Origin of the sequence: Salmonella sp. SAL04157 (assembly GCF_046551635.1) — a bacterium.
In the GTDB taxonomy this organism is placed as follows: domain Bacteria; phylum Pseudomonadota; class Gammaproteobacteria; order Enterobacterales; family Enterobacteriaceae; genus Salmonella; species Salmonella enterica.
Window position 1 is genome coordinate 57,176 of sequence record NZ_JBGDVS010000007.1, and the last position, 21,425, is coordinate 78,600.

The window sequence follows — 21,425 nt, forward strand, 5'->3', positions numbered from 1 at the left end:
GTACATGCCTATTGTGCATGGACAAATCTCAATGGCTCACCTCTGGGCGGGTTTCAGGAGATACACTCGAACGGTTCCAACGGCTGGTATGTCTCTAACTACAGATGGGGGAACTACGAATCCGGAGGTACTATTTCGGTAACTTGTTTGAACTTACCTGGCGCCGGATTATGAATTAAAGCCCTGCACCCGGCAGATTCAGGCATGTTACGGAAACGGTCGATCCTGTTTGAAAACCTCCGTAAGGGGTGTTCGTAACATACCAGGCGTTCCCAACATTGTAGACCCTCTGGCGTCCCCCTAGAGGAGCAGAAAATAGATGTGTCCAACTGCAATAAGCATGAATGCCTATGTACTGCGCATTCACATTCTGCCCTATGTCGTAGAGCTGAGTGGTGAACTTGGTTTTCCCCGAAATCCAGATACCGGATTGGCACGGGCAAACGTGCCAATCCGGTATCTGGACACTACTGGGTAGTTATACATTCAGTTTCGAAACTCTAGTGCCGTCCACCGGGCAACTTATTCGACCTGTATCGACTCATGTTTGTTATCCTTCAGGCTGGTTAAAACACCCAAATTCACGAAAGGGAGAATTTTTCCTCAAGGTACTAAACGGATGGTGGGTGGTAACTTCACACAATGGGCGACGACTTGAAATCACTTGTGCCCAATACAGAAATTGATTTACTACACACTGTTATCAGATCTTCGACAGAACTCGGTCAGCCGGTATTGTATACACGTCTTTTGAGTCGCAAAATAACTGACCAGGAAGCATGGGAAGCAACGAAACACCTTGTAATTTGCAAGATAATCAAAAGCATAAGGCATGTACGATTATCGATGCGTTTCTCTCTTTTGTCGTATCGCAAGTCGCAACCCAGCCATTATCACCAGCCGGGGCTGAATGGACTAGCCAAATACTACCGCCTGGTGTAAAGCAGTTTGCACCGCCACCGGTAACTTTTTTACCTACTGGACACCATGCAGTTGCGGATGGAAAACGCCATGCTTCAGCTGTAACACTGACCACCTGAATATCGCCATCTCCTACATTTTTCCAGATACCGGATTGGCACGGGCAAACGTGCCAATCCGGTATCTGGACATCGAGCGAAAAAATGTCCTTATTTGAAATGGCTACAGGTAATGATGCGTGTGGGAAGTACATTTACTCAAAGGCCTACTGCCCCACAGGAAAACAGCTAGTCTCCGGAGGTTTTATCCTTTCAAAGTGGAGTGGTGGTAGCGGCTGGAATAGTCCCGATCTATCCATGCCGTCACCATCAGAGAATGCCTGGCAAATATATACGGGTGGTGGTGTTACGGGGGGAACATGTCTGCGCGCAATTGCATGGTGTGCCAAAAATTAAAAAGCTAATGATATCGAAATACGCTGAAAGTACCGTAATCACATCCATAGGCCATCATGCCATTTGATGTAATCGAAAATGATGCTCCATTAGGTACATCAAATGAAAAACTTCCAGATTTATGCCACTCAGAATTCCCATCTACTGAGTTTGCCACCGTCAAGCCTCCCACACTGGCAGTTAGTGAAAACGTATTTGCACAGTTATCAGAGTTACCGAAGTTGATTTTTCTCGGAGGAGGGTTGCCTCCCCATACATAGATTTTAAATTGCTTTCCGGTTGTGTTGTTTCCGCTAAAAACCCCATTAAAAGCACCAAGATATGCGTAACTACCATCTTCTGGGTCAGAGGAACGCCACAGACCGGATTGGCACGAAAGTGTGGCACCTGCTGTATCACGACTTATTGCACCATTTACAGGACAAGCAGTGCCGGCAACATTAATCTTATCCAGCGTTAAAATACCGCCTGCCGATACGTCCCCATCCGCGCGAATCTTCCCACCGCGAATTTCACCACCGGTATAAAACCCCTTGTTATTCAGGATCCGTAACCAGTCGTTATCTGACATATACAAACCACCACCATGGGTCTCATCCATCCAACCTTTACCACTGCGGGTTACAATCCATCCCCCTGTGCTTCGAATATCTCCCCCCGCAGTGATCGGACCATTACTGACCAGACTTACGCCAAAATTCCCATTCTGGCCTGCCACATTACTGGCCGTAACAGTGCCGACGCTATTCAGGTTATTTCCTCCCATATCAATAGCTGTGTGCATCTTGTTCAAATCCGGACGACCATTGACCTGAAAACGATACAGCCTGTCCCCGTCTTCACGCGCACCTGACAGGTCATCCGTGCTCAGCATGACGGCCAGGTGACCTCTTCCGGTGCTGGTCCCGTAGGAGGACAGAGCAATTCGCCAGCTGCGCATCGCTCCTACCGCCGTTTGCCCATCTTCAACGTATCCCCCGAAGCCGGCGGTAATGTCTTTCGAGATCTGGCTTAGCGCTTTAAAGGGCATAGCATGACCACCGCGGCTGACCACCATGCCCTGAAGCAACTCCTGATTTTGCTGATTCCGGACTATCATCGCCTGATACTGCTGGCCATAACTGTTGGTCTCACTAAAGCTCGCCGGCAGCAAACCTGTATTCTTCAGCATTTGAGTTGTTACCACGGCAGGTGTAGTTGTGGTCGCTGATGCCAGCACAGTCGGATAAAACTTTCCGACATAGGATGAGACTGCCTGAGTGAAACGATTGGTTTGCATGGCTACGACCTGCCACTCACGGGATTTAAGATAATCTCCCATATATCGGGCAGCCAACGAGGCCATCACCAGAACAATGAGTAACCCGGCTCCCACACTCATCGCCACAAAGCCGCCATCATGTTTTTGTTTTTTCATCTCAGTATCCACTCAGGCTGGTACAACCTATCCACAATGACTGGTATGCACCCTGCACACAGCCAGGGGCCCAGAACCCCGCAACGCAGAAAGTCCCGATGGACTATCCACTGCCACAACATAAAACCACTCAGCCCAAAAAACGCCGCCTGCAGTGCATCCGTTACCCCCATCCAGCCTACCAGGGCACAGACCAGCCAGACATCTCCCACGCCAAGCTGAGGTCGCCGTCGGTTAACACCGTGACAAATAGACCCCATCACCACCGCCATCGCCGCGGTTTCCATAAAGCGAAGTTCCGGCTCCCGATGAAAAGCGAGACAGAACAATAATCCGCTACATAAACAGGCTGCGGTAAACGGTCGTGGCAACCAACCGCTGGTTGCATCCATCACTCCCAGTTGCAGCAAAAAACTGCACATAAACAGCATTCCGATACGTATCATCCAGACCTGAGGTGCCATAAGTATCAGCAAACCCGTTACCGCAAACAGCCAGATACCCACCACGACGGCACAATGGCGTGAGATATCCACCTCCGCTGCAGCCAGATAAAGACGTACCGGCCTTAACAGTACCGCCCCGAAAATGGCGCACCCGATAAAAGCAGGTATGGCATACACAGGAGGAAAAATGGTACCGATAAGAGAGACTGTCATTGAGCCCCCGTTTGCCGCTGATAAATTTTCCAGATCCGGTTTGCATAACGCTCCCGTGTTTCATGCCGGTCAGGCCGGAAGCCTGCGTTATAAGAGCCAAGGCAGTTCCAGCTCACCCCACAGACCTGAAAATGTTTCGCAAGGATCCACGTTCCAATCTGCACATTCAGGCAGGGTTTATTCAGTAAATCATTTTTGTCCCTGATGACGCCCATCGAGACAAGACGGGGAATATGCGTCGAATTAACCATCATCAGTCCATAATCCGTGCTTTTGATTTTCCCCGTTTTTTTGTCCCGGTTATCATTTGTTGCATGCGGATCGAGATTACTTTCACCAATGGCCATGGACTTAATCAGCAGCGGGGAGACATGGTATTTCGCCGCAGCAGCATCAAAGCAGAACGCCTGTACCCACAGCGGCACACTGCACAGCGCCATGAATAAAGCCAGTCGGGAAAAATATCCACACATCCCGCCTCCTCAGCCGTTGTAGGTAAAAACCAGCGTATTGGTACCGGCCCGGCCATTATCTGCCGTGCATTCACCGCTCGCGATTTCTGCCGTTACTTTCGCATCGGTGTGGTTATTGCCGTTTATTTTAATACCGGACGTGCCGCCTGAACGGCTCATACCTGTTGAAATGGATACGCAGGCAGATTGCGGAACTTTGTTTGTGGTAATGGTGAACCCATTATTAAACCCGGTTCCCCCCGCTGTATCCGGCGCCACCACAATCTGGCCACCCCATGAGTTCCACAGTGTCGCGGAACCGGAAGCAGGGTCTCCACTGACCGTCATCCCTTTTGCCGCCCCGGCCTGAATTAACGTACCGGTCATTTTAGCGCCACTGGTAAAAGCATAACCGTCAACGCCTTTCATCATGCCAATGGTGTTCGTGGCCAGGGTCTGATAGTTTGTCAGCTCCGTACCCGCATCCTTTTTGCCCCACATCGACCAGACCGCCGCGGCTATCACCCCAATGATCACCAGAATAAACAGTGCAGTGGCACCGGCATCTGCCGACATTCCCCGGTCAGGCCTGTTGCATGGATTTAATGTTGATACCTCATTCATCATCTTTCCCTCTGTTTCATTTTTCATTGAATTGCTTAACATCAGTACTGCCCCATACTCTCGGTCATCGAAGTCACCTCAATCACCGCCACGACCACAACGCCAATAAGCGCAAATAACATCACCATTGAGAACAGCATCACGGCTATTCCTCGTCGGTTAACTCGCTTCACAGTTTCCTCGAGCCATTCCTGCCCAAAGCGCGCAATCATCTGAGCGGCCCCGTCCCCACTGACCATAGAGAGATAGTTCACGGCTTCTTTTGAGGGGAAGGCATAACCACATTCACGCAGCGCCATACCAAAAGAGGCCCCCTCCTCCACTTCCTCCATCACCGCGGTCAGACGTACAACGAGCCAGGGAGAAGCAAAGCGGTGGATAACCTGCAGCGCAGTCAGGGTTCTGACCCCGGCGCACAGCAGAGCCCCCATATTGATGAGAAAAATCGCGCCCTGAATATCACTGTAAACCGCCCAGGGTACATGTCTGTCCGCAAGACGACGCAGACGGTCCGGACGTATCCAGTTCGACAGGGACCATCTGGTCCATGCGACCAACAGTGCCAGCCCGGCCCCCATCACCACGCCATGCTCAGTAAAAAAAATCAGCAGGCCGTTAAGGCTTCCCAGCACTCCGGTCCATGTCTGCGGATCTGACATCCCGGCCAGCGTTGGAATAAGCTGCGTCTGAATAACACCCAGCGTGCCACCGAGCATCGCAATGCAACCCAGGGGATAAATGGCCATCCTCATAATCGCCTGTCGGATACGCCGCCGGCAGTCAATGAGGATTTCCGCCTCTGCGAGCGCCTCAGGTAACCGACCACTGAACATACCCGCGCTGATGAGCGCCGCCTCCTCCGCCGGAACCCAGTTCGCAAGAGCATGCTCAAGGGAGTTATCCCCGCTGTTGTCAGTGAGTGCCGCCCGGCAGTCGTCCACCAGAAAACCGAAACCATGAGTCCGCTGCCCAAAATCGGTATACATATTGCTGATTTGCTCCAGCGCCTCTAACAACTTCACGCCATTTCTCATCTGCAACGACAGCATGCGGTAAAAACGCATACGGTATCCGGACGTAAAAAAACGTCGCGCCAGCGCCCGGCGAAGACGGTATAAAGGACTCATGCAACCTCCTTCAGCGCAGCCATCCCGGCAGCAACACCTTCTTTAATGGCTTCCTCAACGCCCTGCTTCAGTCCCTCTCTGACGCTGGCTGCAATTACCATGGCAAGGCGTTCAATCAGCGACGTATCAATGTCAGTCGATGATGTAACCTGATCACTTACCACCTGCATCACCTCATCCTCATCAAGAGGGATAATCAAATCGGCATCCAGCGGGTCAACCATCCCCTCGTTCAGTTTGTGAAGTAGATGAATACGACGGGTAATCCCCCCCATTTCACGGATCCAGTAAGCTTTTGCAGCTTCCTTACCCTGCTGTAATAACAGCCTGAAAAGCGTGGAATCCGTGCGAACCACCTCCGCCACCACACTGCGTCCGGCCACTCCCTTACCGACTGTTGCCACCTGTTTGCCACCGATAATGACCGCCTTCCGGCAAGTCGGGCACCCCTCCTCATTTCTGAAATGAAGATTTTCGGGCTGACAAACCCCCTCCACTGAACAGTACTTTTCCAGATATTCACGTTCTTCGGTGGTGAGATGTTCTTTTTTAACCGACCAGGGAATACGGCACTCGGGACACAGCACCTGAACCAGACGCTGGCTGATAAGCCCGACCAACAACTGGGCATCTGCTACCAGTCCGGCATTTGCACCCATCGTTATCATTCGCTCAGGGATGGAAAAGGCCGAGTTTGAATGCAGGGTACTCAGCACCAGATGGCCGGTCTGGGCGGCAAAAATCCCGGCCAGAATGGAGATAAGGTCACGAAGTTCACCAGGTAAAATGGCATCCGGATCGAGACGTAACGCTGAGGTCAGCGCCCGCTGCCAGGCCAGCCTGACTTCAGCCTCATCGGCTTTGTCACAGATAATAGGAGTCTGTATTGCCCCCACGATGCGTCCCTCCGGCGGATCTTCAACCGTCAGCAGGCGCTTTTTATACCGGGTACGCTTCAGATAGAGGTCGCTGCAGGCACGCAGGGTGGTGGATTTCCCGGCTCCGGTCGGGCCGGACAAAATAATCATCCCTTCCGGCAGGCGCAAAGTGCGCTTTATCAGGCGGATTTGTTCCGGCAGAAAACCGAGTTTTTCGAGCGTGGGAACCACATCACCATCATCCGGGATCACGCGCATCACAAAGTGAAGGCCATCTGCTGTCGGGGTGTGGCTGTAACGAGCGCCAAATAACCCCACCTTTCGCAGAAACTTTGCAGCCACACGACCATCCTGTTTTCGGCCGGCGTAGAACTGTGGTTCGGTCACATCACACATGGAAAGAATGATGGTGGCCGCCTGTGCTTTTCCGTCTTCTTCAGCCAGTTCCGAAACGGTCTCCAGTTCACCGTGCACACGCATCTCGATGCGCGTCAGTCCTGGCCGGGTAGTACCGTGAATATCAGACGCGCCGATATCTTTCGCGACCATAAAATAGTTGAGAACATCGCCCTGACGGCTGCTGACCTCTTTTTTGATGTCCTCAAGGCGCAGTCCTTTTTCTCCCTTCTCTGACTGCTGGCGAGCCATTTCACTGTACCTGAGCAACTCTGAACGGGTGACCAGCCTCATTGTGACACCGGGGTTTTCCTCCATCACAGACATCACCTTCTGCTGCACCGCCACGTCGGTACGCCGCTGGCTGTCAACCAGCAGCTCGAGGATCGTGGTGTCCGGGTTGTGGTAAAGCAGAACCGCATCGTTGTGTTCAGACATAATTCGTCCCTAAAACGTCAGTTGCTGACCGTCGCTGAGCGTGACGGATGAGAGAGTTATTGCCTTAACCTTCAGCGATGTTCCTGGCACCAGGCTGCCTGTGTGTACCTGACTTTGTCGGCCATCCGGAAATGACAGCGTGGCCTGCAGGGCGTTACCACGGCCACTCACTTCCAGAACCGTAATTCGGCCAGTTGCAGGGGGGGTGTGAACAGGAGTCGCATTCATGTCTGCCGGCATTCCCATAACGAACGGACTGGCCGAGGGCACATTGCCAACATCCCCCGGAGTTTGTGCCGAAGTCAGCTCTTTTAGCAGCCGGGCTGCCTGAACCTTTGCCTCCAGGAGCAGGTTTTTCCCCTGCAGCGCCTCCAGCTGTCCGGCCGTCACGCTGTTACCGGGGAAAATGGGGACTGTCTCTGATAAGTCTGCAGAGGACATCGATGCCTCTGCTTCCGTAGCGGGTTCACTGGCAGACATTGCAGAAATCACCTCTGCGGAAGGAGGAATTGCGGGTGTGGGCTGCGAAAATACCCCTGCGCTGAACGCCATCAGGAGAACACCACTGATGAAAACACTATTTTTTGGCATAAGCATAAAGATGCCCCTCAATCTGATAAGTAAACTGTCCCTGAGGACTCAGGGTGTAGCCCACAGAACTCAGCCGTACCCCCTGCATATCGAGTCCCTGTAAAATCCACTCAGGCATGTGTTTATCAGTGATACTGAACGTGTATTCATGCCAGTCCTGTATAGGCTGGGGCGCATCGTTGCCGATGCCATCACCGGGCATCGCGGGAGGAGTTTTCACTTCGGACAGAGAAAAACTGACCTGGCGTGACTGAAACCACGACACCGCCTGCATCAACTGGGTCCCCGCATCCGGCGCAGGCTCATCCTGTAATGTGAATTTCGCCCATGGAATAAACACCACACCTTCGTTGCCACCTGAAACAAGGTTGAATACTGGTGTACGCTTAAATACCTGCTTCACCCGCTCAGCAAAGCGTGCCGCCGTCCCACCGGGTTGCCGCTGATACACCGTCTCCAGCCCTTCAGCACTGCAACGAATCCGTTCAAGACGCCAACGGTCAAGACTTACAGGAACTGCGGCACGCCAGCGCTGACAGCGGCTCAAAAAGTGTCTGGCCACAGGCATATCTGCCCAGGGATGGGGAAGGTAAACAGGTTCAGGTGCTTTTTTAAACACATCCTGCACCGGTGGCGGTAACTCCTGCACGACAGGCACGACCGGAGGTTCGGGTAACCTGCTCCACCAGACTGCACCACCAAGCAGGGCAGTCACTGACAGCACTCCCGCACCGTATGCCCGCAAAGGATTAGACAAGCCCGCCACTCTGGCAAACCGGAGCTGTGCCGAAGATACCTGATCGACCAGAGTGTCCCAGGACTGGGGGAATTCCGGTGATGAAGGTATCGTCCATCCGTCCTCAGGAGCAGGGTTGAAGGACAGAAAGAGCTCTCTCGCCCGGATAATTTGATCTGGCGTTCCGATCACATCTGCCATCGGAGATGGCATCCCCTTCACCGTGGCCAGAAAGACCTGCCTGCCATCATCAAGCTGGTACACACCATAGCCATTGGGCGTACACTGCTGGCTGAACAGCGCCGCCAGGGAATACAGCTTCTGGTGACGCCAGCCGGCCTCAATTTGCCCCAACGCGGTCAACCGGCTCTTGCCCTCCTTCACCGTCAACACAACGTTCAGAACACCCCGACGTTGTACAGGGGCTCGACGTACCGACTTTTGCTTTTCTTCCCAGCGAAGCCCCACTACCCAGTTCTGGCGCTGCCAGCGCAAAACCTGCGTACGGGGTTTGCCGGATAACGGAATATCTGCCATATCAGCCACCGTTCCCCATCAGCTCCGGGGTGATAATAATGACCAGCGTACTGCGAGAATCATCGCCGTCCCGGCCTCCACCCAGCAGGAAATTACCCGGGGTAAAGGTGCCATTTTTGGTCATCCGGGTATTACTCTGATCAAAACCTGTCAGCACCAGTGCCTGCCCTGCGCGAAGGTTAGTTTTCTGACTGAGCGAGCGGAGTTTCGTGTACGGCATCTCGATGTACGAGTTGCCGTCTTTGGACGTAAAGTTACGAATAGTCGGTGGATCAGACAGGTTGAATGCCACCTGCAGTTGCACGTCACCACCATCCTGAATCAGTGGCAGTAACGTCATGTTGAAGCCGGTAGTCATCATACCCGGCGTCAGGGATGTGGTTGCACCCACATCGGTTGTGGTAGTAGTTGAACTCTGTGCCACGTAGACCGTCTGGTCGGCCATCTGAATAGGTACAGGTGTAAGGTTCGTGGTCACGCTACCCTGCGAGGTGACCACACTGACATCGCCCTGCTCTGACAGAGCTTTAATCAGCAGACTGGAGCCGGCAAATTTAGCCGCACTTCCGGTTGCTGAATCCAGAATAGATACCGACGCCGACGTGGCGTTGGTGATATCACCGCTTACATTATTGAGTGAAGCACCGGCTGAGCGCAGGGACTTGTAAACGATATTCCAGTCCAGTCCCAGTTGCTCCTTACGTGAAGTACTGACACTCAGTACCTGAACGTTGAGCCTGACCTGGCGGTTCATCTGACGGTTCTGCTGCTCAACATACGCCGCGATACTGTTGAGTACAGAAGAGGTATCCGTTACCGTCAGAGTGCCGGTACTGGCCGACAGCCAGAAACGTCCCTTTTGCGGAGTCACCATGGTTTCCAGCGTCTTTTTCATATCGTCATAGACATTACGGCTCTGGTCGACCGTCGTCTGCTGCGAAGAGCTTGAATCCCCTGACACCGAACTGTTTGTACTGCCACCACTGGTTCCCATACTGCTTGTTGAACCCGAGGTAACACTGGCATTACTGGTAATATTGGTATTCAGAAATGTGAACTGGAAAGTACGCGTCTCCAGGAGTGAAAACAGAATTGCCCCGTTATCCATACGCGGGGTGAGGCCTGTCCTGGCCGAAATCATGTCCAGCAGGCCGGACAGTTTGCCCTGCCAGCGCAGGCCACTCAGCACCACTGGTGTGGCAGTCGCGCGTGCCGAATCAACAGCGCCGCCCAGTTGATCCAACGGAATTCTTCCATTGTTATCCGGTACCGGTAATGGACCATTAAGTGCCCGCGTGGTACCGGACGACTGACCTGCTGCCAGCGCATCGGGTGAAAAAATTACCCTGACGCCGCAAAGCGCAGTGATTCGCTCTCCAACTTCCGGCAGGGTCAGTCCGTCCCGTGCCAGCGTTATCTGACAGTCAGGGAAGTTTTCCTGAGGGATACCCCGTGACACTGTCGGGACGGGTTTGAGATTGACCCAGGGTTTATCCGTCCAGACCAGCGCTCCCTGTGAGGATCGCATCTGCTCACTGACATGACCGCGGGCAATATCACCGCTGGCTTGCGCACTGCGCGACATCCTGTCCATTTCCTGAAAAGTACAGGCCGACAGCGAAAGTGCGGCGGCGATGGCTGTAGCTGCAACACGGAGCCTGACTTTGTAATATTTTCTTATCATTAAAGATTTTCCTAATTGAGGTAGACCACATCCCCGTTTTGAATACCTGCTGGTAAAGGCAACCCGGAAGCCACACCGGATAACCAGACCAGTTGCCCCTGCGTCACCGTGCCAGTTAATGCCGAACCACCTGATTGTTCACGCAAAGCATCCACCAGACCCGGGACCTCAGGCATCCAGACCCACAGCCGGTTAGCCACAATGACATGTCGGATACGGCTGTCAGGAGCCACCGGCAGGGCCAGTTCTGACAAGGCGACCGTTCCGTCCGTCAGGGTATGTCGGTAGCGCCAGTCATTAATGCCCGCGGCCAGCAATAACATCTGCCGGGCCAACAGATACGAACTCCCCGACTGTTGCGCTTTGACAACCTCGCTTCGCTGAGTGGTCTGGACATGTCCGACGACAAGCAGAAATACTGTGCCCAGAGCGACAATGAACCAGCCCATAGCTACGACCGGTCAGCCGGTTTATCCGCAACTGAAACCAGGCACTGCAGGCGGGAAGCTTCAGCAAATAAGGGCTTGTCAGCTTTCTTATAAAGGTCAAACACCTGAACCAGCGCCGTCTCAAAGTTGCCTTTAAATACCAGCGGTGCGTCAATGCGGTAATCCGTAGGGGTCTGCCAGATAACCACCCAGTGTCCTCCCCCCGGACAGTCAGCTCTTCCGGCCCAGTCAGTCAGGGACTCTTTGAGTGTGCTGCCAACAACCGCCTTCCACTCAGGGCCACTGGCCACCGCAGCTACAGGCGTGCCGGTTAACGGTTTTGTTGCCGTGGCCAGTACCGTAGCCGTCGCCGGATTTACAGCCTTAACGGTTGAAGGAGACGGTGTTTTGACCTGAGGCTTCTCTCCCACAGGCGCCGGTGAATGAGACGCCGACAGGGTGGTCCCGGTCAGGTTTTTTCCTGTGAACGGATTGCGCGGAGCCGGAGAAGAGACTGGTTTCACGGGGGGGACAGAAGACATTCCTGACGTTACCGGTGCCCCACCAGGTCTCAGGGCAGGGACAGGAAGTGACTGACTGACCGGTTTCAGTTCAGTACCTTTCTTTGCCGCCAGGAGCTGGCCGGCGATCACGGGTTCAGCTTTTTTCCCCGGCAGAACGCCGGTATAAGGATTGCGTGTTGTTTCCGGGGAGGAATAAACGCCGGCTCTTGCGGCGCCGGCCACGGCAGGTGCGACAGATGTCAGCGCTTTAGTTTTAGCCTGTACCAGATACGCATCACGCAATACGAAACAGACCTCCCGGTTGACTTCATCCACGGACATTCGCCAGGCAGGACCGGCGACGACCTGCAGTGCCTCACTGAGTCGCATCGGCCCAATTTTGCGCTGAACGGCCGGCAATGGCCGGTTAAGTAGCTCAGAAAAGTCAGCACCATAATGTCCGCACAGGGAATAACCAGACTGAAACAGCAGGTAGCGAAATCCGTCACCGACTGAGTTAACCAGTTGCCCAGGCATAGTAATATCGATGAGCTGGTTGAGCGGTTCCCGCTGCGCATCCTCACTTTTAATACTGACCAGCGTGTAACGCCCGCTGCGAGTCACCTCCGGTGATCGCTGGTAAATATCAGAGAAGACGGAAGGCTGCTGACTCTGTGCAAATGCGCTGTCGCGAGCGGTTTGGGTGGAGGTCTGCTGTGTACACCCGGCAATCACCAGCGGCAGGCTCAGGCAGAAAAGCGCTTGTGTGTTCATGAAAAATCCCGTGGATGACCGTAATTACGGCAATCGTGCGGAGATTTGGCTTAGCGCTCAATAAACAACTCTTTATGCAAAAATGAAAAAAAACGCCAGCATCATTGCTGGCGTTCTGCATACATGAATTTACTCAATGTAGAGAAGGTCGATAACCCTCGATGTTAATGACGCGGTTGTTCCAACGTCTCGCGGCTCAGACCTGTGGATTTAATCACCACTTCCAGGCTGACACCATTGTCAAGCAAGGCATACGCAGTTTCCAGTAACGTCTTCTGCTCACGCTCAAGGCTGGCCTGACGCTCCTGCTGAATACCCTGCTGGATACCTTCTTCTTTCAGTTGCTGTGCAATTGTGCCCATGATCAACTCCTTATACTCCGGGATCTCACCGGCCAGTTCGTATAAAAACGGCGTGATACTCTCGCTTGTCATGCCATTGTAGATAATATAACACAGGACGGCTTCCACCTGCTCCTGGGTATTTCCGGCTAGTCGAATCAGCTGTACAACATCACGCAGCAGCGATGCAGCGTCGCGATGCCGGATATCCCGCTGAACCAGCTCCAGTAATGCCATGCGTCGGTGAGACTGCAGGTCGCAGTCCTCCATGACGCTGACATCCACCAGGGGCCACGGCCGGGAGTAAACCTCCCGCGCCAGCGCCGGTACATCGAAACAGTCCATCCAGTCTGTACTGTATGGGTAAGGCCGCACCGTTCCCTGATAAAACAGCAACGGAACCACCACCGGCAGTGTCCCGTTACCCTTTTTCAGGTGGGCATCCATCACTGCCATCGAGTAACGCATCATCCGCCAGGCCATCATCCGGTCTGCGGTCGACTGGTGTTCCACAAGACAGTATATGTACCCGGCGTGACCTTCTGCGGTTTCCACCGAATACAGTACATCCGAGTGCAGTTCGCGAAGCTTCTGATCCACAAAACTACCCGCTTCAAGCTTCAGCGTATCGAGACGAACCTGCGCGCGGATATCTGCGGGAAGATGAACTGCCAGGAAATCCCTCGCAGTGTCCGGCTCACGCAGAAAAAGCTTAAACAGGCCATCGTGCCCGGGCCGGTTATGGCCCTTTTCGTTATCCATTCCGTATCCTTCATATGTTCAAAACATAATGCCTTCCACAGGAAGGCATTATTCAGCGACAATCTTCAGGACAGCACATAAAGCGCATGTCTGGCCACACTGTGCCCGAACGGCGCGAACGGGATATCATCGTCGAAGTCCATTGGCGGCTCATTTGCAGGATGCTGTTGAGGTGGCATCCCGCTGTGAGAAGGCGCTGCTGGTTGCTGAGGCTGACCCCAGCCGCCCTGTTGCTGCCCACTTCCCGCACTATTTCGTCCGCCCAACATCTGCATCGTACCTGACTGGCTGACGACCACTTCTGTAGTGTACTTTTCAACGCCAGACTGATCTGTCCATTTGCGGGTGCGTAATGCACCTTCGATGTATACCTGGGAGCCCTTACGCAGATACTCACTGGCAATTTCGGCCAGCTTGCCGTAAAGAACCACCCTGTGCCATTCAGTGCGCTCTTTTTTGTCACCGGTCTGTTTATCTGTCCAGGTATCTGAGGTTGCCAGACTGAGGTTTACCACGGCACCGCCATTTGGCATATAACGCACCTCAGGATCCTGTCCCAGATTTCCCACCAGAATAACTTTGTTTACACCTTTAGAAGCCATGAGTATCTCTCCTTAAGCCTGTTCACGCTGTGACCATGTGCCCTGTTTGAGCGCATGTTCTGCCTGAGACTGAGTGGAAAAGTACTCAACAGATTCACGGGATACCGGCCCTTCTTCATTTTGCGTGCCGATGTAATATCCGGCACCACTGCGAAGGACCTGTAAAGGTAAGGATAACCCGGCAAATTTTGCTGCCAGTAAACCAGTAGAAGATGATGGTGAAGTTAACATTGATTGTTCCTTTTACATTAAGTCAGGAACACACCTTCCTGACGGAAAGTGTGTTTCCATCAGGAAGGGTTAAGGAGAACTCAGAACGAATCTTCCGCGTACTGCTTCTGCGCGGGCTGGCTCTGGGCCGGAGGAGTGGAATCCGGTTTTTCTGCCTTATAGGCAATTGCACCGTCAATTTTTATCCAGTCAACCCGGATGAGGCGAGTCTTCAGGCTGACACGGTTTTCACCGGCATGATCACCTTTTGCTAGGGTAAAAATATCGGATTTGATCCCACTGAGAACAAAACCGATCATTACTTTTTTGTCCTCATCGCAGGACTTCTGGCAGCGGTTAATTAAACTCGTTGCGTCTTTGCCTGCGACTGTGACATCAAAGCGGGTGTAGTCTGCATTATCTGTCGGACCACTAAGGGCATTCAGCGTACAACAGGTAAACTTACTGTTACCGTTGACAACCTGACGTACATTCGTGATATAGCCCAGACCGTTGATATTCAGATTAAAGTAGTTAGTTTCTTTAGACATGATGTTTCTCCATGGAATGAAATCGTTGCGGAGAAAACATCTACCCTGGCGGGATGATGAATTCCCGCAGGGATATCAACGCTGGCTAAACGCTGATGATCAATAAGTTTAAAGTATCTTCATCGCAAAATGCTGCGACAGCCGTTTCCAAAGATTAAAGGGCTGTACCACCCGAAGGCGTCACCTCTCAGGCTGCGGTGACATTGGTGTGCAATCACCCGAAGGCGTCCCTCTCAGATTGCCGGAACATTGGTGTTGTGATCACCCGAAGGCGCTCCTCTCAGATCACTGGAACATTGGTGGTCGCTAAGCGACATAAGATGCGCGACCATTTTTAGAACATTAGTTAACCCTGTCAACCCGTTAAATGTTTTTTGTCTCGCCATAAAAAAATGGCCCTCGCTAACGCGAAGGCCATTTCTCAACCAAACTGTTGCACCTGAACATGAGGTAAAATCAAATCTCCGAAGCCGGTCAATGGCTCAGCGCGGTTTTCACGGAGTGATTGCGCTTTGAGGACGGATCCTTCGAGTAAAGATCGTTCTCCTGACTGGAGTTGCGAAAGGCATGCAAAGCTTTCGAACCGTTCCACAGCCATGGGTGCTGCTCTTATCAAAGCGATATAAGGCTACCAGAATTCAGCGAGAGAAAACAACCCGTTAGTCTTCTAGGCTGGCGAAGGTTTTCGTCTGCGTCCTCTGGGGCACTTGTTACTATTGTTCACGATACCTTTGCACTCCGGATATTTCAGGCAGCCCCAGAACAAGCCACTCTTTCCATTGCGCTGCAACGTCTTGCCGCCACATACAGGACAGGGGGGTGAAGGTGGCGCCTGCATAGTCAGTGGCTGTGCTCTCCCCTGAGCGACCAGCTGACTGACCCACTGACTTTGCTTTGCCATAAAGTCATCCAGGCTCACCCTGCCTGCAGCTACCTCATCCAGCATCTGTTCCCACAGTGCCGTAAGTCCTGGATTCGTTAACGTTCCTGGCAACACATCCACCAGGTTACGTCCAAGAGGTGTTGACTTAAGCGTCTTTTTCTCACGCACCAGAAACCCACGCTTCAACAGCGTGTCGATTATCCCGGCCCGTGTTGCTTCAGTTCCTATCCCCGCATTCTCTTTGAGCACCTTTTTCAGCGCGGCGTCAGTAACGAACGCCGCCGCATTGGTCATCGCGGCAATAAGAGTTCCATCGTTGTACGGTGCAGGCGGTTTTGTCTGCAGTACCTTCTGCTCAGCGCCCTGCACCTGGCAGACCTGGCCCGCCTGCATGGCGGGCAGTGTGGTTTCACCAGTATTGTCCTCATCATCTTCGGACATTTTGCCAAACAGAGATTTCCAGCCGGGTTTCACCAAAACGTTACCACGGGTACGGAAAAGCTGACCGCCAATATTAAATGTGGCCTCAGTCACATCAATTTCCATCTCGGGCAGGAACTGGGCCAGGTAGTGCAACCTGACCAGCTGATAGACATTGCGCTCAGCATCACTGAGTTTGCTCAGATCACCAGTATGTTTTGTCGGGATGATACCGTGATGAGCGGTTATTTTTTTATCATTCCAGATACGTGACACAAACTGAGTGTCCAGACTCGCGACTACCGGCTGTAGCGCCGGATCAGTTCCGACCACAGCAGACAGTACCTGTGGGATTTCTTCTCGCATCGATAACGGCAGATAACCACAGTCAGTTCTGGGATAGGTCGTCAGTTTGTGGGTTTCATATAACTTCTGGGCGATATCAAGTACCGTCTGGGCTGGCATCCCCCAGTGTCGGGAGCAGGCCTGTTGTAGTGTGCTCAGACTGAAAGCCAGCGGCGCTGATTGTTTTTTCCTCTCTGTCTGGCAATTGATTATCGCAGCCGTTGGCGTTTGCCGACACAACTGAACCACCTGTGCCGCTACACCCGACTGGATACAACGCTTCTCTTCATCGCAATACTGTGCAGCCGGTACCCATTTGGATGGAAACAACACGCCATTCACGGCCATCGTGGCAATAACTTCGAAGTACGGTTTCGACACGAAGTTATCAATTTCACGATCACGCTTTACCACTATCGCAAGCGTTGGCGTTTGTACCCGGCCAACTGAAAGAACGTTACCGATACCCGCTTCACGCCCCAGGAGTGTAAACAGGCGAGTCAGATTCATACCGATCAGCCAGTCAGCCCTGCTCCTGCCCACGCCAGCATAATAAAGCGATTCAGTTCGGGAAGACGGCCACAAATCAGCTAACGCTGACCGGATACTGGCATCATCCAGAGCTGACATCCACAACCGGAATACACGCCCCTGAAACTTGCAGTAATCCAGCAACTCACGGGCAATTACTTCACCTTCCCGGTCAGCATCCGTGGCAATTACCACCTCATCTACCTGCTTAAGCAGACGGTTAATTACCGCGAATTGGGCTTTTGCATCCGCTTTGACTACCAGTTTCCACTGCTGTGGTAATAAAGGAAGCACATCGGTGCGCCATGGCTTACCATACTGTTCGCCATATACTTCCGGTTCAGCTGTCTCCAGCAGATGGCCTCGAGCCCAGGTGACTGTAACTCCCGGACCACTCAGGAATCCTTCGCCTCTTTGAGTGGCGCCAAGAAACTTCGCAATATCTTTGCCCTGAGAAGGTTTTTCACACAACACCAGACGCATGATGATACTCCTTTCAGTAAACCCGCCTTTCTGCGGGCTTAACCATCGATGCGTTTCGAATCAGCGACAAATAAAGAAGGGTCAGCCACAATCTGCTCTTCTGACGGTTCTTCCAGGGATTGCACAGTATCTGCTTTGTCTGCTTTTGCATTTGCCGCCAGTAGAAGTTCAATACTCTCCTTACTGACTGGGGGTGAAAAAGAGGAACGTTTTTGCCCCAACAGAACAGCTTCGTCAATTTCGCCACCGTTCCTGATTGCCTCATGGTACTGAGCATTCTGTAATGCAAAATCGCGGCGGTTCACCTGAAAAAATCGATATTTCTGAGCGGCACCATAGATCTGACGGATTAGATGCCCTCCCCGTCGAAGGCTACGGTGTAGCTCTTGCCGGGAGATAAAACCATAATGCGCAGCCTGAAAAGCCTGCATTGCCAGTTGGTCAAAGCCAACCAGAAGCCATACACATCGATAACCCAGAGGTGTACGACTGAAAACTCCAATATTTAAAGGAGAAGTACAGTTGACTTCAGAAATAGTCGCCTGAGGGGGTAGCATTGACATTGACTTCTTGAGTGCAACAAGCTCTTCATTCATCTTGATCGAAGCGGACTGCAAAAGTGTCTCAAGCTCAAGCATCTTCTGATCAGCATACGGATTGTCATTAAATGAATCGGCATTAATACGACCTGCTTTTTGAATGAAGGCTGGCATACTGAAAATAAGACTCTGACGACGCTCTTTTTTCTTCCCCTCCTTTTCCCCCTCTTCTTCCGGAGGACGCCCCTGCCACAAATTTATTGCATAATCAGTATTCAACGCTATGTTCAGCGCCGAACGTAAAGCACCCGCTTTTCTGGACACTGATACCTGTTCGTTCTCACTCATCACCAAACCCTCACCATCGAATAAAACGTATTTAGTGAGGGCGATAATTAGTCAGGTAAGCCAGAAGTCACAATGCAAAATTCTTAATCCAAAGATTAGGTTTACAATAAGTGGTCGTTTTGTACCATGCAGCCTCGGGCAGTAAAGCTCGCTTTTTAACCAACAAGCCTTCTGGCAGACCCAAATACACTCACAGGTTATTTTTTATACCATGTTGCCACTGGCAGCAAAGCTCATTTTTTAACCAATACACTTTCTGGCAGACCTAAATACAGTCTCTGGTCATTTTTTATACCGCATTGCCACTGACAACAAAGCTCATTTTTTAACCAACACACTTTCTGGCAGACCTAAATACAGTCTCTGGTCATTTTTTATACCGTGTTGCCACTGGCAACAAAGCTCATTTTTTAACCAATACACTTTCTGGCAGACCCAAATATAGTCTCTGGTCATTTTTTATACCGTGTTGCCACTGGCAACAAAGCTCATTTTTTAACCACCACACTTTCTGGCAGACCCAAATACAGTCTCCGGTCATTTTTTGTACCATACTGCCACTGGCAGCAAAGTATATTTTTTTAACCAGTCATTGAGAGGAGTTCATTCTCTGACGAATTTGCTCCACCATCGCCTTCACGACTTCCTGACCTGCAGGGACATCAGCTTCAGCTGAGCATGTCGGGATTTTCCCGGCAGCGGATGGCTCAGCTGGCACGACAGATCTGCTCTTAACAGGCTGAGTGACAGCAGGTTCCAGACGATACAGTCCTGCCCTCGCTTGCCTGAGTGTAGTCAGCAAGTAGCCCACCGGATTGCTGATACGTTTCTGGTGCCAGCCATTCACCACGCTGAGGGCGATCTGTTCAGCCTGAACTGGTGATTTCTGTGCAAGCTGATTCAACTGTTGAGCCAGCATGGGTTGTTCACTTTCCGGCAGGATGGACTGCAGACCATCAGGCCACACGAACCCCTCGGGTATTCCGGCAACCGCATTTTTGCCGCTCTGGGGAGATACGTACGTTTTTTTAATCACACTTTGTGTAAAAGAACGTACGTTATTGCAGTCCGGTTGCCGGACTCTGTCGTAACTGTCTGATTTCAGGATGAGTCTGCTATCCGGACTCGGTGATTTCTCCCCCCTCTCACTACTGGGTCTGTTTACCGGACTAAGTGATTTATGCTCATTTTTTATGCTATTCAGACTGAGTCCGGTACCCGGATTTTGATGAGTGCGGGCAACATCACCCACCTTTGACGGGCGGGTCAGACGTTCCGCAATTTCCGTCATCCGCGAATGCCTGTGACGCATCATCGGATCATCAAGTATCCCGTTCAGTACATGAAAGGCCGTGTCGCTGACCTCTCTGTATTTGTGCTGGCAGGCTTTACCCACCATATCCAGCCATCCCGGGTCAAACATCTCTGCATCCTTCGCACTGACTGGCTCATCATGCTGGGCGTAAATATTTCCCCGTACCCGCCCCCCGTTATCACGCACCCGCTTGCACAAACTCAACCAGCCCGTTAGTCGAAGCATGGTCAGCGCACGGCTCACCGTATCGCGTGACGCCTGTCCGGAACCGGGGGAAGAAAGCAGTTTCTGAAGTTCATCATAAGAGGGGAAGATGGCACCGTCGTTCTGCAGGGCATACTGCCGTATCATTATCCAGCACATTTTATCCAGAGGAGAAAGGCGCATATCCAGGATTAGCGCCCGCGGGTAGGCGTCGTGAATATTACCTGTAAACAGCAGTCCGTTACGCTCCTGCCCCGACGAACCCGGCGTACCGTCAAGCCGTGCCTGCATCTTCGACAAGGTGTAGTCAATGATATCATCTGCAGGCAAACGGTGAACGGATGTACCGGGTTCTTCCATCACCTGAGCCGGTGTTTGCATCGTTCTTTCTGTTGTTATCGATGCGTCTCTCATCGTTTCAGTTCCCGGTTATAGGTCTGGTGAGACATAATTAACCAGCTTTTACCTGCATCCTTACTCAGCAGACGCCAGCGTAATCCCAGATCAATCTTGAGATATCCTGTCTGTCCTATCTGGCTGTAGACTCGCTTTCCCTGCTGGTACAGGGAAAGCAGTGTACGCGCCTTTGACGTGACAGCTTTACTCACATTTCTCGGGTCAGTACGGTAAAACTGAAAGGAGGGTGCCAGTGAATCCATCAGGCTACCTCCCCCGTACACCAGTTTTTGATTAATCCCCAGATCACAGTGAGACTGACATCGGCCTCTTCCGCAATAAGCATCATCGTTTCAAGAGAGTTAAGACTTTCTATATCGCTGATATTGGCCTCATGCCAGAGACGCCATATCTTCGCTTCACACTCCTCATCAGGTGACTGACAACGTCCCTGACGTGTCTGGATCCCCTCTAGCCGCCGTTTCGAACTGACATCTGAAGCATTCAGACCAAAGAAGATCCCCATCATCTCTATTGATGCACCAAGAGCAATAGCACGATCAATTCGTTCGCTACGCTTTTGCTCTCGATTGGCCTGGTCCAGCATTCGTTTTAGATTTTCATGATGTATTGCTACATTTAAAACAGAAACAGGGCTGCCTGACAGATAGTGCAGTTCTTCCATCGTCAGGCTTCTGAGGAGACGCATTTCTTCAGGTTTCAACCCCAGCGCCTCACATCGCCGAATGTTTCCACCTCTCAGTTCCATAACCAGATTAAACAAAAGACTGTTGGCACCCTGTGCAAGTGAAAAAGTCATATCGCCTCCTGAACGTGAACACTTTCATTATCCAAGACAATTAATTGATTACAGG

Annotated in this window: 21 protein-coding genes; 1 reads left to right on the plus strand and 20 read right to left on the minus strand. The window is 52.1% G+C overall.

Annotated features, from left to right (window positions below):
• Nucleotides 1–779 precede the first annotated feature (779 nt).
• Nucleotides 780–1,040, plus strand: coding sequence for a hypothetical protein (locus ACLJRE_RS16095; protein ID WP_222985083.1), 261 nt, complete (start codon nt 780–782; stop codon nt 1,038–1,040).
• Nucleotides 1,041–1,380: 340 nt separating this feature from the next.
• On the opposite strand, the gene ACLJRE_RS16100 is transcribed toward ACLJRE_RS16095, so the two are convergent.
• The 20 genes from ACLJRE_RS16100 to ACLJRE_RS16195 all read right to left on the minus strand — a co-directional run bounded on the left by ACLJRE_RS16100 (nt 1,381) and on the right by ACLJRE_RS16195 (nt 21,370).
• On the minus strand, nt 1,381–2,793 hold the full coding sequence (locus ACLJRE_RS16100) for a shufflon system plasmid conjugative transfer pilus tip adhesin PilV (protein ID WP_304988598.1): 1,413 nt from the start codon (nt 2,791–2,793) through the stop codon (nt 1,381–1,383).
• Nucleotides 2,790–3,452 carry a prepilin peptidase gene (locus tag ACLJRE_RS16105; protein WP_071953602.1) on the minus strand — a complete coding sequence of 221 codons (663 nt, stop codon included), beginning with the start codon at nt 3,450–3,452 and terminating at the stop codon, nt 2,790–2,792. Before ACLJRE_RS16105 ends, ACLJRE_RS16100 begins: the two co-directional genes overlap by 4 nt.
• Entirely contained in the window at nt 3,449–3,925 is a 477-nt protein-coding gene (locus ACLJRE_RS16110) for a lytic transglycosylase domain-containing protein (RefSeq protein ID WP_024799088.1), read from the minus strand. Before ACLJRE_RS16110 ends, ACLJRE_RS16105 begins: the two co-directional genes overlap by 4 nt.
• A gap of 9 nt (nt 3,926–3,934) precedes the next feature.
• The gene (locus tag ACLJRE_RS16115) at nt 3,935–4,531 is read right to left on the minus strand and encodes a type 4 pilus major pilin (RefSeq protein ID WP_226649998.1); all 597 of its coding nucleotides are present in this window, start codon (nt 4,529–4,531) and stop codon (nt 3,935–3,937) included.
• A gap of 38 nt (nt 4,532–4,569) precedes the next feature.
• Complete coding sequence (locus tag ACLJRE_RS16120) at nt 4,570–5,655, minus strand: type II secretion system F family protein (RefSeq protein WP_071953603.1); 1,086 nt, start codon at nt 5,653–5,655, stop codon at nt 4,570–4,572.
• Nucleotides 5,652–7,367 (minus strand): GspE/PulE family protein, encoded by a 1,716-nt coding sequence (locus ACLJRE_RS16125; RefSeq protein ID WP_071953604.1) that lies wholly within the window; start codon nt 7,365–7,367, stop codon nt 5,652–5,654. Before ACLJRE_RS16125 ends, ACLJRE_RS16120 begins: the two co-directional genes overlap by 4 nt.
• A gap of 9 nt (nt 7,368–7,376) precedes the next feature.
• A complete protein-coding gene (gene pilP, locus ACLJRE_RS16130; protein ID WP_057520001.1) occupies nt 7,377–7,964 on the minus strand; it encodes a type IV pilus biogenesis protein PilP in 588 nt (195 codons plus the stop codon).
• Nucleotides 7,945–9,231 (minus strand): type 4b pilus protein PilO2, encoded by a 1,287-nt coding sequence (gene pilO2 / locus ACLJRE_RS16135; RefSeq protein ID WP_222985086.1) that lies wholly within the window; start codon nt 9,229–9,231, stop codon nt 7,945–7,947. The genes pilP and pilO2 overlap by 20 nt, the downstream gene beginning before the upstream one ends.
• A gap of 1 nt (nt 9,232) precedes the next feature.
• Nucleotides 9,233–10,912, minus strand: a complete 1,680-nt coding sequence (locus ACLJRE_RS16140; RefSeq protein ID WP_071953696.1) for a PilN family type IVB pilus formation outer membrane protein — start codon at nt 10,910–10,912, stop codon at nt 9,233–9,235.
• Nucleotides 10,913–10,926: 14 nt separating this feature from the next.
• Entirely contained in the window at nt 10,927–11,364 is a 438-nt protein-coding gene (gene pilM / locus ACLJRE_RS16145; protein WP_023226735.1) for a type IV pilus biogenesis protein PilM, read from the minus strand.
• 2 nt (nt 11,365–11,366) lie between these two features.
• The gene (gene pilL / locus ACLJRE_RS16150) at nt 11,367–12,620 is read right to left on the minus strand and encodes a type IV pilin component protein pilL (RefSeq protein WP_222985087.1); all 1,254 of its coding nucleotides are present in this window, start codon (nt 12,618–12,620) and stop codon (nt 11,367–11,369) included.
• A 164-nt stretch (nt 12,621–12,784) separates the two neighbouring features.
• Nucleotides 12,785–13,723 (minus strand): Rpn family recombination-promoting nuclease/putative transposase, encoded by a 939-nt coding sequence (locus ACLJRE_RS16155; protein WP_071953607.1) that lies wholly within the window; start codon nt 13,721–13,723, stop codon nt 12,785–12,787.
• 65 nt (nt 13,724–13,788) lie between these two features.
• Complete coding sequence (locus ACLJRE_RS16160) at nt 13,789–14,325, minus strand: single-stranded DNA-binding protein (protein ID WP_000157067.1); 537 nt, start codon at nt 14,323–14,325, stop codon at nt 13,789–13,791.
• Nucleotides 14,326–14,337: 12 nt separating this feature from the next.
• Nucleotides 14,338–14,556 (minus strand): hypothetical protein, encoded by a 219-nt coding sequence (locus ACLJRE_RS16165; RefSeq protein WP_000958171.1) that lies wholly within the window; start codon nt 14,554–14,556, stop codon nt 14,338–14,340.
• An 80-nt stretch (nt 14,557–14,636) separates the two neighbouring features.
• Complete coding sequence (locus ACLJRE_RS16170; protein WP_000032520.1) at nt 14,637–15,086, minus strand: STY4534 family ICE replication protein; 450 nt, start codon at nt 15,084–15,086, stop codon at nt 14,637–14,639.
• A gap of 667 nt (nt 15,087–15,753) precedes the next feature.
• On the minus strand, nt 15,754–17,748 hold the full coding sequence (gene topB / locus ACLJRE_RS16175) for a DNA topoisomerase III (protein ID WP_222985088.1): 1,995 nt from the start codon (nt 17,746–17,748) through the stop codon (nt 15,754–15,756).
• Between the two features lie 38 nt (nt 17,749–17,786).
• Nucleotides 17,787–18,635 carry a PFL_4669 family integrating conjugative element protein gene (locus ACLJRE_RS16180; RefSeq protein ID WP_078008812.1) on the minus strand — a complete coding sequence of 283 codons (849 nt, stop codon included), beginning with the start codon at nt 18,633–18,635 and terminating at the stop codon, nt 17,787–17,789.
• Between the two features lie 589 nt (nt 18,636–19,224).
• The gene (locus ACLJRE_RS16185; protein WP_410957462.1) at nt 19,225–20,535 is read right to left on the minus strand and encodes an STY4528 family pathogenicity island replication protein; all 1,311 of its coding nucleotides are present in this window, start codon (nt 20,533–20,535) and stop codon (nt 19,225–19,227) included.
• A 29-nt stretch (nt 20,536–20,564) separates the two neighbouring features.
• Nucleotides 20,565–20,813 (minus strand): hypothetical protein, encoded by a 249-nt coding sequence (locus ACLJRE_RS16190; RefSeq protein WP_000377626.1) that lies wholly within the window; start codon nt 20,811–20,813, stop codon nt 20,565–20,567.
• A complete protein-coding gene (locus ACLJRE_RS16195; protein ID WP_000144322.1) occupies nt 20,813–21,370 on the minus strand; it encodes a DUF2857 domain-containing protein in 558 nt (185 codons plus the stop codon). The genes ACLJRE_RS16190 and ACLJRE_RS16195 overlap by 1 nt, the downstream gene beginning before the upstream one ends.
• Nucleotides 21,371–21,425: the final 55 nt, after the last annotated feature.

Excerpts from the sequence above, each read along its gene's own strand:
- ACLJRE_RS16110 (WP_024799088.1), bottom strand. The coding sequence starts at position 3,925 with ATGTGTGGATATTTTTCCCGACTGGCTTTATTCATGGCGCTGTGCAGT.
- ACLJRE_RS16120 (WP_071953603.1), bottom strand. The coding sequence starts at position 5,655 with ATGAGTCCTTTATACCGTCTTCGCCGGGCGCTGGCGCGACGTTTTTTT.
- topB (WP_222985088.1), bottom strand. The coding sequence starts at position 17,748 with ATGCGTCTGGTGTTGTGTGAAAAACCTTCTCAGGGCAAAGATATTGCG.
- ACLJRE_RS16185 (WP_410957462.1), bottom strand. The coding sequence starts at position 20,535 with ATGCAAACACCGGCTCAGGTGATGGAAGAACCCGGTACATCCGTTCAC.
- ACLJRE_RS16125 (WP_071953604.1), bottom strand. The coding sequence starts at position 7,367 with ATGTCTGAACACAACGATGCGGTTCTGCTTTACCACAACCCGGACACC.
- ACLJRE_RS16155 (WP_071953607.1), bottom strand. The coding sequence starts at position 13,723 with ATGGATAACGAAAAGGGCCATAACCGGCCCGGGCACGATGGCCTGTTT.
- pilP (WP_057520001.1), bottom strand. The coding sequence starts at position 7,964 with ATGCTTATGCCAAAAAATAGTGTTTTCATCAGTGGTGTTCTCCTGATG.
- ACLJRE_RS16160 (WP_000157067.1), bottom strand. The coding sequence starts at position 14,325 with ATGGCTTCTAAAGGTGTAAACAAAGTTATTCTGGTGGGAAATCTGGGA.
- pilO2 (WP_222985086.1), bottom strand. The coding sequence starts at position 9,231 with ATGGCAGATATTCCGTTATCCGGCAAACCCCGTACGCAGGTTTTGCGC.
- ACLJRE_RS16170 (WP_000032520.1), bottom strand. The coding sequence starts at position 15,086 with ATGTCTAAAGAAACTAACTACTTTAATCTGAATATCAACGGTCTGGGC.
- ACLJRE_RS16180 (WP_078008812.1), bottom strand. The coding sequence starts at position 18,635 with ATGAGTGAGAACGAACAGGTATCAGTGTCCAGAAAAGCGGGTGCTTTA.
- ACLJRE_RS16115 (WP_226649998.1), bottom strand. The coding sequence starts at position 4,531 with ATGATGAATGAGGTATCAACATTAAATCCATGCAACAGGCCTGACCGG.
- pilM (WP_023226735.1), bottom strand. The coding sequence starts at position 11,364 with ATGGGCTGGTTCATTGTCGCTCTGGGCACAGTATTTCTGCTTGTCGTC.
- ACLJRE_RS16100 (WP_304988598.1), bottom strand. The coding sequence starts at position 2,793 with ATGAAAAAACAAAAACATGATGGCGGCTTTGTGGCGATGAGTGTGGGA.
- ACLJRE_RS16165 (WP_000958171.1), bottom strand. The coding sequence starts at position 14,556 with ATGTTAACTTCACCATCATCTTCTACTGGTTTACTGGCAGCAAAATTT.
- ACLJRE_RS16095 (WP_222985083.1), top strand. The coding sequence starts at position 780 with ATGGGAAGCAACGAAACACCTTGTAATTTGCAAGATAATCAAAAGCAT.
- pilL (WP_222985087.1), bottom strand. The coding sequence starts at position 12,620 with ATGAACACACAAGCGCTTTTCTGCCTGAGCCTGCCGCTGGTGATTGCC.
- ACLJRE_RS16195 (WP_000144322.1), bottom strand. The coding sequence starts at position 21,370 with ATGACTTTTTCACTTGCACAGGGTGCCAACAGTCTTTTGTTTAATCTG.
- ACLJRE_RS16105 (WP_071953602.1), bottom strand. The coding sequence starts at position 3,452 with ATGACAGTCTCTCTTATCGGTACCATTTTTCCTCCTGTGTATGCCATA.
- ACLJRE_RS16190 (WP_000377626.1), bottom strand. The coding sequence starts at position 20,813 with ATGGATTCACTGGCACCCTCCTTTCAGTTTTACCGTACTGACCCGAGA.